We start from the raw sequence: 8,816 nt of genomic DNA, 5'->3' as shown, positions 1-8,816 counted from the left end.
CCACGGACCCCCGTGGCCCACCGCGGACTCGTGCGTGCGCGCACGGAGCGGCCGGTCAGTTCCCTCGATCCGGTGAGAGCCCGTCACCCGGCCGGGGACAACGTCCCTCCGCCGCGCAGTCGCGCGTCCACCTCGAACGGGGCGTCCTGCGGTGCGCGGACCGCCAGCGTCGGGCCGGAGGAAACTCCGCGCACGGAACCAGCCACCCGGATCCGCTCCACGGCGCGGCTGCCGGCGGCGAGCACGTACCAGGCTCCGGTCGGCGACCTCCAGTGGGTGCCGGCGACGACGTGCTGGCCGAAGCGGCTGCACAGAGCCGTGTTCCGGCGGTCGGACACCACCTCGGCCCGCGCGGAGGGGGACGCGGCGGGCGGGACGAACTGCAACAGGACCCGGCCAGGTCCGCGCCAGGTGTCCGCCCTGGTGCACACCCAGTCCGCCGTGGAGCGGGTGCCCGGCAGCGCCTGTTCCGCGAACTCCCAGTTGTTGACCGCCCGCACCCCGGAGTGACGCAGGTCCCGCAGCGAACAGGCCGTGCGGGCCAGGCCGACCAGGGCGTCGGCGCCCGTCGCCTCGCGCGGCTGCCGGGCGGGAGCGCCGGATCCGGGTGCAGGGGTGTGGGTGAGGTGCACCGGAGCGAGGTCGCCGAGATCCGTGACGAGGAACGCGTGCTTCTCCACGATCCTCTCCGACGACCGCAGCTGCATCGCGGGCCAGGAGAGGCATCCGCCGCCCTCCTCCGGGCGGGGTACTGCCGCGGTGACCCCGTCCCCGTCCACGGCCAGCGCCCGCGCCGGTGTGCCGGGCGCGAGGAGGTCCCGCGTCGCCGACTCCGCGACCCAGGGCGCCAGCAGATACCTCGCGGATGTGCCGGTGCGGCTGACGGCGAGTGCCGCCGCCGTGGTGACGTCCGCGTCGTCGACCCGGGCGAAGTCCAGTGCGGGGGTGCCCTTTCCGGAGAGGGGTTCGGCGTACCGGACGACGCGTACGCCGCCGTCGTGGAACAGCACCACGGCCTCGCCGTCCAGGTCGCCCGCGAACAACAGTTGAGGGTGCTGGGCAGGCGGGACGACAGCCGTTCCGGGGGTGGTGGTGACGGCAACGTCTGTCCGGGGGCCGGCCCAGTTGCCGAGTGCCCGCCCCAGGAGCTCACGGTCGTCCGTGCGGCCGCCGCGTGGCGGCCAGGCGCTGAAGTCCACGCGCGAGGTGTCCGCCCACTGCTCCGGAGGCGTCCGCACCAGCCGCGCGGGATCGAGCGCCCCACCCGGCACCGCCCCACGCAGGGCCGATGCCTGTGACGGGGCATCATCGGCGCCCGCGCCGGCCGAGAGGGCGAGGCCCCCGGCCACCGCGAGGAGCGCCAGGGCGGCCGCCCCCGCCCGCATCCGGTGCCGACGCCGCAGCAGGTCGCCCGGGCGCGTCTGCACCGTGCAGGGATCGAACTCGTCCGACCGCAGCATGCGCCGGACCCGCTCGTGGTCGCTCCCGGCGACCTGCGCGGCGGCGCGCACGGCGTCGGCCGGATCCGGCACGCCCGCCTCGGCGAGCAACGACTGTGCGCCGTCGCCGGACAGCGACTCCAGCAGGCGCAGACCCAGTGCCGCCCGGACGGCCGCAGGAACATCCGCCAGGGCGCGGTCCAGGGTGAATTCGTCCATACCGCCGGCGCGTGGGAAGAGCCGCAGTCCTCGCACGACCGGCAGCGAAGGACGCAGCGCCGCCGGTGCGGGCGCCCTTCCCGGCCACCAGCGAGGCCTCCGCTCGTACGCCAGCGCCGAGCGCACGACCCGCAGGCGGACTCCGGCGTACGCGGGTGTGTGCGTGCCGTCGCCCGCGCGGACGCCGGACCGCGGAGCGGGGATGCCTTCCGCACCCTGCCACGGTGCGGGGCGCGTCCTGCCGTGCAGGGCCCGTTGTACCGCGGCGTGCGCGGCGAGCACCCTGCGGTGCCGGCCGAGGCGAGGGGGCAGAGTGAGATAGGCCAGGCGCACGAGGCGCGGATAGTGCTCGACGAGTGCCGCCTCGGCCTCTTTCACACCGAGGTGTGTGCCGGGACCGAGGATGCGAAGCGGCGAGGGATGGAGCGGCATGGGTGGGTGCCTTCCGAGCCGTGGGCAGAGAACCGTCACCCCGGCAAACGAGCCGATCGTGTGACGGTCACATCGGCCTCGCGGCCGACGCGCACCGTCCGCGGCCCCATCAGCGACTAGACGGACCCCTCCGGACCCTCGTCGCCCGAACTCAGCTCCTCGGCCCGCAATGCCAGATCCTGCAGCACATCGGCGGAGGTCACGTCCTCCTGCCCGGAGTCGTGGATCTGCGCGAGCGCGATGAAGGCCAGCGTGAACGCTCCGACCAGCTGCTCGACGGCGCCGCCGACCTCGCGCCCCACCAGGGCGGCCATCTCCTCGACGGTGGCGTCGGAGGGAATGGCGATGTGCGGCATCGTCTCGTTGAGAAGGGTCGTAACCATGCTTCCGCCCGCGTCGGCATCGCCGTCGCTCGTGTCCTCCTCCGCGTGGCGCTGCATCTCGCCCGCCTCCGTGAGAATGCCGATCACTCGCTTGAGGACTTCACTCTGCTCCATACGGTGAGCATAATCGCCGGGCCTTCCCCACCCGATCGCCCTCCGGTGGTGTGCCGAACGACAGCTGCCCCCGGACACCGGCAGGTGGGGCTGCCGGGCCGGGGGCTCGGGCCGTCGCCCGGGGGAGGGGCTCAGGCCGCCGTGGGCGGCCGGTCGCCCGAGATCTCGCGGATCAGCTCCGCATAGCGCCGCCCGCTGCTCTTGACCGTGCGGCGCTGGGTCTCGTAGTCGACGTGGACCAGGCCGAACCGCTTGTCGTAGCCGTACGCCCACTCGAAGTTGTCCAGGAGCGACCAGGCGAAATAGCCGGCCAGTGGCGCCCCCTTGCGCACGGCGCGGGCGCAGGCGGCGAGGTGCTCCTCCAGATACCGCGTGCGTTCCGGGTCGTGCACCGAGCCGTCGGGCCGGACGGTGTCCTGGTAGGCCGAGCCGTTCTCCGTGACGTAGATCCGCCTGGCGCCGTACTCCTCGGTGAGGCGCAGCAGCAGCTGCTCCAGGCCCTCGGAGTGGACCTCCCAGTCCATGGAGGTGTGCCGGGCCCCGGGCGGTTGTACCTGCCTGGCGTGGGGGACCGGACCGTGTGCGTCGGCGGTGACGATCTGGCGGAAGTAGTAGTTCAGCCCGAGCCAGTCCAGCGGCGCCGCGATGGCCTCCAGATCACCCGGCCGCAGGGGCAGTTCGACGCCGTAGAGGTCGAGCATGTCCTGCGGATAGCCGCGTCCGTGGATGGGGTCCAGCCACCACCGGTTTATGTGGCCGTCGGCCCGGACGGCTGCGGCGAGGTCGGCAGGGCTCTCGCTCGCGGGCTCGACCGGGCTGAGGTTGTTGACGATGCCGACGCGGGCATCCGGGGACTGGGCCCGGATCGCCCGGACGGCCAGACCATGGCCGAGGTGGAGGTGGTACGAGGCCCGGACGGCGGCCGTCAGGTCGGTCAGACCCGGCGCCATCCTCCCCTCCAGATGCCCGATCCAGGCGGAACAGAGCGGTTCGTTGAGCGTCGCCCAGTCCTTCACCCGGTCGCCGAGGCGCTCGACGACGACGGACGTGTACGCCGCGAAGTGCTCGGCGGTCTCGCGGACGGTCCAGCCGCCCCGGTCCTGGAGCGCCTGCGGCAGATCCCAGTGGTAGAGCGTGGCGAACGGGGTGATCCCGGCCTCCATCAGTCCGTCGACCAGCCGGTCGTAGAAGTCGAGCCCGGCCTTGTTCACCGGGCCGTCGCCGCCCGGCACGATCCGGGGCCAGGCCACCGAGAAGCGGTAGGCGCCCGCGCCGAGCTGCTTGATCAGGCCGATGTCCTCGGGGACCCGGTGGTAGTGGTCGCACGCCACATCGCCGGTGTCACCGTTGTCGACGGCGCCCGGAGTGTGCGAGAAGGTGTCCCAGATGGAGGGAGCGCGGCCGTCCTCCGCCACAGCTCCCTCGATCTGGTACGCGGCGGTGGCGACCCCCCAGGTGAAGTCGTCCGGTAGCGCGCTGAAGTCGTTCACCGACTGCCCTTCCGTATCGGTCACTTGACGGCTCCCGCGGTGAGCCCGGCGACGAGGTAGCGCTGCAGGAGCAGGAATCCCGCGACGACGGGCACGCTGACGACGAGCGAGGCGGCCATGACCTGGTTCCAGTACACGTCGTTCTGGGTGGCGTAACCCTGCAGGCCCACCGCGAGGGTGCGGGTGGCGTCATTGGTCATCACGGAGGCGAACAGCACCTCGCCCCACGCCGTCATGAACGCGTACACGGATACGGCGACGATCCCCGGCACAGCGGCCGGCACGACCACCCGGAACAGGGCGCGGACCGGCCCGCAGCCGTCCACCATGGCGGCCTCGTCCAGGTCCCTCGGGATGGAGTCGAAGTAGCCGATCAGCATCCAGATGGAGAAGGGCAGCGAGAAGGTCAGATACGTGAGGATCAGCCCGCCCCGTGAGCCGTACAGGGCCAGACCGGTGCTGTTCCCGATGTTGACGAAGATCAGGAACAGCGGGAGGAGGAAGAGGATCCCCGGGAACATCTGCGTGGACAGCACCGTGACGGTGAAGACACGCTTGCCGCGGAAGCTGTAGCGGCTCACCGCATAGGCGGAGAAGACCGCGATCACCACGGAGGAGACGGTCGCGGCCCCCGCCACGATCAGCGAGTTCACGAAGTACTTGGCGAGCGGGACGGTGTCCCAGATGTCGAAGTACGGCTGCACGGTCAGCCCGTGAGGGATCCACTGGAACTTCCCGGACACCTCCTGGAGCGGCTTCAGGGAACTGCTGATCATCACGTAGACCGGCAGCAGGACGAACCCCGTGAGCAGGGTCAGGACGATGCGCCGGGTCCAGAGGAAGGACTGGGGCGCCGCCATGGGGGACCGGACGCGTGACCGGGCGGGGCTAGGCATCGGCGCCCTTCCTTCCGCGTGAGGTGAGGAACAGGTAGACGGCCGTCACGACCAGGAGGAAGAGCAGCAGCAGCACGGACATCGCGGAACCGGTGCCGAAGTTCCAGGTGACGAAGGACGACTGGTAGATGTGGATCGAGATGAGGTCCGCGCTCGACGGAGCCGCTTTCCCGAACAGCACGTAGGGCGTGTTGAAGTCGTTGAACGTCCAGAGGAACAGGACGAGGACCAGGACCTGGTTGACGGGCCGGAGCGAGGGCAGCGTGATCCTGCGGATCTGCTGCCAGATGCCCGCGCCGTCGATCGAGGCGGCCTCGTACAGTTCGCGGGGGATGTTCTGGAGCCCCGCCATCACGATGAGGAAGGCGAAGGGCCAGCCCTTCCAGACCGAGACGATGATCAGCGCGTAGACGCTGTTGTCGCCGATCAGCCAGAAGGACGGCTGGTCGGTCAGGCCCAGCTGGTCGTGCAGGACGTGGTTGACCAGCCCGTCGTCCCTCTGGAACATGAACGCCCAGGTGATGACCGCCGCGTAGACGGGCAGGGCGTACGGGACGAGGAAGACGGTGCGCAGGAAGCCCCGGCCCCGGAAGTTCTCCTGCAGCATGATCGCCGCGGTGACGCCGAAGAGCCATGCGAGACCGACGGCGAAGAAGGTGAAGACACAGGTGACGAAGAAGGAATGGAGCAGGGCCTCGCCGATCGGCGCGTCGAAGTCGACGGCGATCTCGTAGTTGTCCAGGCCCGTCCAGGGCGCCGCGCCCCAGTTGTTGATGAAGAACTGGGTGAGCTGGCGGAAGCTCATCACGATGCCGACGATCATCGGGATCAGATGGACGAGGAGTTCGAGCAGGACGGCCGGGAGGAGCAGGAGATAGGGCAGTCCGCCGCGGCGGATCCGGTCGGGGATGCGCGGCATTCTGCGGCGCGCACCCCCGCTGCCCCGGCTCGTGACCCTGGTCGACTTGTCGACCCCGGGGTCCGTGGTCACGGTGGCGGTCATGGAGAAAGCCTCACTGCTGCATCGTCTGCTGGGCCTTTTCGAGGCGCGCCTTGACTGATTCGGTGGTGACGGGGGTGCCGCCCGCGGCGTCCGCGAAGAGTTCCTTGACCGCGGTGCCGACCGCTGTCTCGAACTGCGACTCGTTCGGCACCTGGGGGAGCGGGGCGGCGCTGGTGGCGAGGGTGTCGCGCAGGACCTTGAGCTCCGGGGCGGCGAACGCGGGATCCGACTGGGCGGCCTTGACGGGCGGGATCGAGCCGTAGGTCTTGCAGAGGATCTTCTGCTCCTCGTCGCTCGTCATGAACTTCACAAACTTCTTCGCGCCGTCGATGTTCCTGGTGTTCTTGAACACCGCCATGTTGATGCCGGCCACCATGGAGTTGGTCTGCTTGTCCGCGCCCGGCGCCCCGGCCGGCACGGGGACGGGAGCCACGCCCCAGTCCTCCGGCTTCATGCCCTGGGCGGCGAAGGTGGTGGCGGCCGCCTGCCACAGGACCATGGCCGTCTTGCCCTTGGCGAAGTCCGTCAGCGACTGGTTCTGGGCGTACTCCGCGTTGCCCGGAGCGATGATCTTGTCCTTGGCCATGAAGTCGACGTACTGCTTCACGGCGGCGACGGCTCCGTCCGAGGTGAAGTCCGCCTTGCCCTCCTCGTCGAAGAAGTCCGCGCCGTGCTGCTGCCCCAGGACGAACGTCTGGTGGATGTTGTTGCTGAGGTTCGAACCCTCGGCGCCGAGGGCCCACTTGCCGTCCTTGGAGAGCTTCTTGCCGTCCACGACGAGCTGGTCCCAGGTGGCGGGCGGTGTGGTGATGCCCGCGTCCGCGAACATCTTCTTGTTGTAGTAGAGGGCGTACGACAGCGAGTAGAGCGGCACCGCGGCGGGGGGCTCGCCCTCCTTGCCCGCGGAGGCGACCGCCGAGTCGATGAAGCGGTCCCGGCCGCCGATCGCCTCGAAGTTCTTGTCGTCCCAGGGGAGCAGTGCGCCGGTGGCCTGGAGTGATGCCGACCAGGTGTTGCCGATGTTCAGCACGTCCGGGCCCTGCCCCGACGTGGTGGCGGCGAGGATCCGGTTCAGCAGGTCGGCCCAGGGGACGACCTCCAGCTTCACCTTGATCCCGGTCTCCTTCTCGAACTTCTTCAGCTCGGGGGTGAGGATCTTCTTGTCTGCCTCGATGCTCGGGCCCTGGTTGGACGCCCAATACGTCAGGGTCTTCGGTGACTCGTTACTGCCGCCGTCCGACGACGTCCCGCCGCCGCAGCCGGTGACACCGGCTGCGACGGATACGGCGAGGGTGATCGCTGCTGCGGCTCTGAGGTGACGCATGAAAGGTGGCCCCTTTCCGGGGAGGCGCGCTTCGGGATCCGAACGCCCCTTCGCTCTTAATTTAAGATGTGATTTAAGAGGTGAAGAAAGTGCGCGTCAAGAGTCGGGGCCGGGGTATGTTGCCGGGACGAAGGGAGCAACATGGCTGAGCGCAGCAGACGGACCGTGCGTGACCTGCGAAGGGGCAATCGGGCGCGGGTATTGCAACGGTTGTATTTCGACGGTCCGCTGAGCCGTCAGGAGCTGGGGCCCGCGACCGGGCTGAGTTCGGGCTCCATCAGCAACGTGGTCGCGGAGCTGGCCTCGGAAGGGCTCCTGGAGGAGGCGGGCATCGTCGACTCCGACGGGGGGCGCCCCCGTACTCTGCTGCGGATCGCCCCGGGCGGCGGGCTGTTCGTGGGCATCGACATCGGTGAGACCCGGGTGCGCGTCGAGCTGTTCGATCTCTCGCTGACGGAGCTCGCACGCACCGACCGGCTGCTGGCCCAGCACGGATACGACGTCGAGCGGATCGTCGGCCATGTCCGTTCGGGCGTGTCCGACGTCCTGCGCGACGCGGGCGCCGACCCCCGCATGCTGCTCGGCATCGGCATCGGCGTGCCCGGCATCATCGAACGCGACGCCCCACGGACCGCGGGCGGCCCAGGAGCGGTCGTACACGGTCAGACCATCGGATGGAGTGCCGTCCCCTTCGAGCGCCTGCTGCGCGAGGTCGTGCACGTGCCGCCGGAAGTGCCGTTCTTCATCGACAACGGCGCGAAGACGCTGGGGCAGGCCGAGATGTGGTTCGGCGGCGGCCGGGGTGCCGGTGCGGCGGCCGTCGCCCTGATCGGCTCGGGAGTGGGCGCGAGCGTGAACCGGGGGGACATCCTCGACGAGGACCTCTCCAACGCGGCCCTGGAGTGGGGCCACACCACGGTGCAGCTGCGGGGCCGCCGGTGCCGCTGCGGCTCCATAGGCTGTCTGGAGGCGTACGCCGGTGCGGAGGCGATGCGGGAGCGCTGGCACGAGGCGGGCGGCCCGCTGCCCCGGGACGCCGACGACGAGACCGCCCTCGCCGCGCTGCTCATGGCGGCCTATCCGGGGCCCGGCGGTACGGCCCCGGACCCGGTGGCGGTCTCGATCCTGGACGAGACGGCCGAGTGCCTGGGCGCGGCCCTGGCCGATCTGGTCAACCTGTTCCTGCCCGAACGCATCCTGCTCGGCGGTTGGGCGGGCCTGCTCATCGGCCCCCACCTGCTCCCGCAGATCCGCCGGTACGCCCAGGAGTACGCGCTCAAGCACGCGGTCGCCCGGACCACGATCGACATGGGCCACCTGGGTCCGGACGCGGTCACCGTGGGCGCCGCGACCCTTCCCCTGTCCGACTTCCTGGCGCGCGGCGGCACCCGTCCCGCGCGGAATCCGCTCCCGGTGACCGCGACCGCCCCGGATCGTTCGGCGCCGAAACGCAGCCGCAGCGTGGCGGGCTGAGCCGCGCCGTGGTCTGCCCGGTGGCCGCACCGCGGTGCGGCGC

Annotated in this window: 7 protein-coding genes; 1 reads left to right on the top strand and 6 read right to left on the bottom strand. The window is 70.6% G+C overall.

What is annotated here, in order from left to right; translation table 11 throughout:
• Nucleotides 1-83 precede the first annotated feature (83 nt).
• From ACFWFI_RS37500 to ACFWFI_RS37475, 6 genes are all read right to left on the bottom strand, one after another.
• Nucleotides 84-2,090 carry a hypothetical protein gene (locus ACFWFI_RS37500; protein ID WP_387399403.1) on the bottom strand — a complete coding sequence of 669 codons (2,007 nt, stop codon included), beginning with the start codon at nt 2,088-2,090 and terminating at the stop codon, nt 84-86.
• 116 nt (nt 2,091-2,206) lie between these two features.
• Nucleotides 2,207-2,587 carry a hypothetical protein gene (locus tag ACFWFI_RS37495; protein ID WP_387399401.1) on the bottom strand — a complete coding sequence of 127 codons (381 nt, stop codon included), beginning with the start codon at nt 2,585-2,587 and terminating at the stop codon, nt 2,207-2,209.
• 131 nt (nt 2,588-2,718) lie between these two features.
• On the bottom strand, nt 2,719-4,077 hold the full coding sequence (locus ACFWFI_RS37490) for a GH1 family beta-glucosidase (protein WP_387399406.1): 1,359 nt from the start codon (nt 4,075-4,077) through the stop codon (nt 2,719-2,721).
• A gap of 20 nt (nt 4,078-4,097) precedes the next feature.
• On the bottom strand, nt 4,098-4,937 hold the full coding sequence (locus ACFWFI_RS37485; RefSeq protein ID WP_387399404.1) for a carbohydrate ABC transporter permease: 840 nt from the start codon (nt 4,935-4,937) through the stop codon (nt 4,098-4,100).
• 28 nt (nt 4,938-4,965) lie between these two features.
• Nucleotides 4,966-5,976, bottom strand: a complete 1,011-nt coding sequence (locus tag ACFWFI_RS37480) for a carbohydrate ABC transporter permease (RefSeq protein ID WP_387399398.1) — start codon at nt 5,974-5,976, stop codon at nt 4,966-4,968.
• A 10-nt stretch (nt 5,977-5,986) separates the two neighbouring features.
• Complete coding sequence (locus ACFWFI_RS37475) at nt 5,987-7,300, bottom strand: ABC transporter substrate-binding protein (protein ID WP_387399395.1); 1,314 nt, start codon at nt 7,298-7,300, stop codon at nt 5,987-5,989.
• Between the two features lie 141 nt (nt 7,301-7,441).
• On the opposite strand from ACFWFI_RS37475, the gene ACFWFI_RS37470 reads away from it, so the two are divergent.
• Nucleotides 7,442-8,773 carry an ROK family transcriptional regulator gene (locus ACFWFI_RS37470; protein WP_387399392.1) on the top strand — a complete coding sequence of 444 codons (1,332 nt, stop codon included), beginning with the start codon at nt 7,442-7,444 and terminating at the stop codon, nt 8,771-8,773.
• The last annotated feature ends 43 nt before the right edge of the window (nt 8,774-8,816 follow it).

It is taken from the genome of Streptomyces sp. NPDC060209 (assembly GCF_042728155.1).
Taxonomy (GTDB): Bacteria; Actinomycetota; Actinomycetes; order Streptomycetales; family Streptomycetaceae; genus Streptomyces.
The sequence above is the reverse complement of the archived record's forward strand: the minus strand, read 5'-3'. Positions and strand labels throughout refer to the sequence as shown.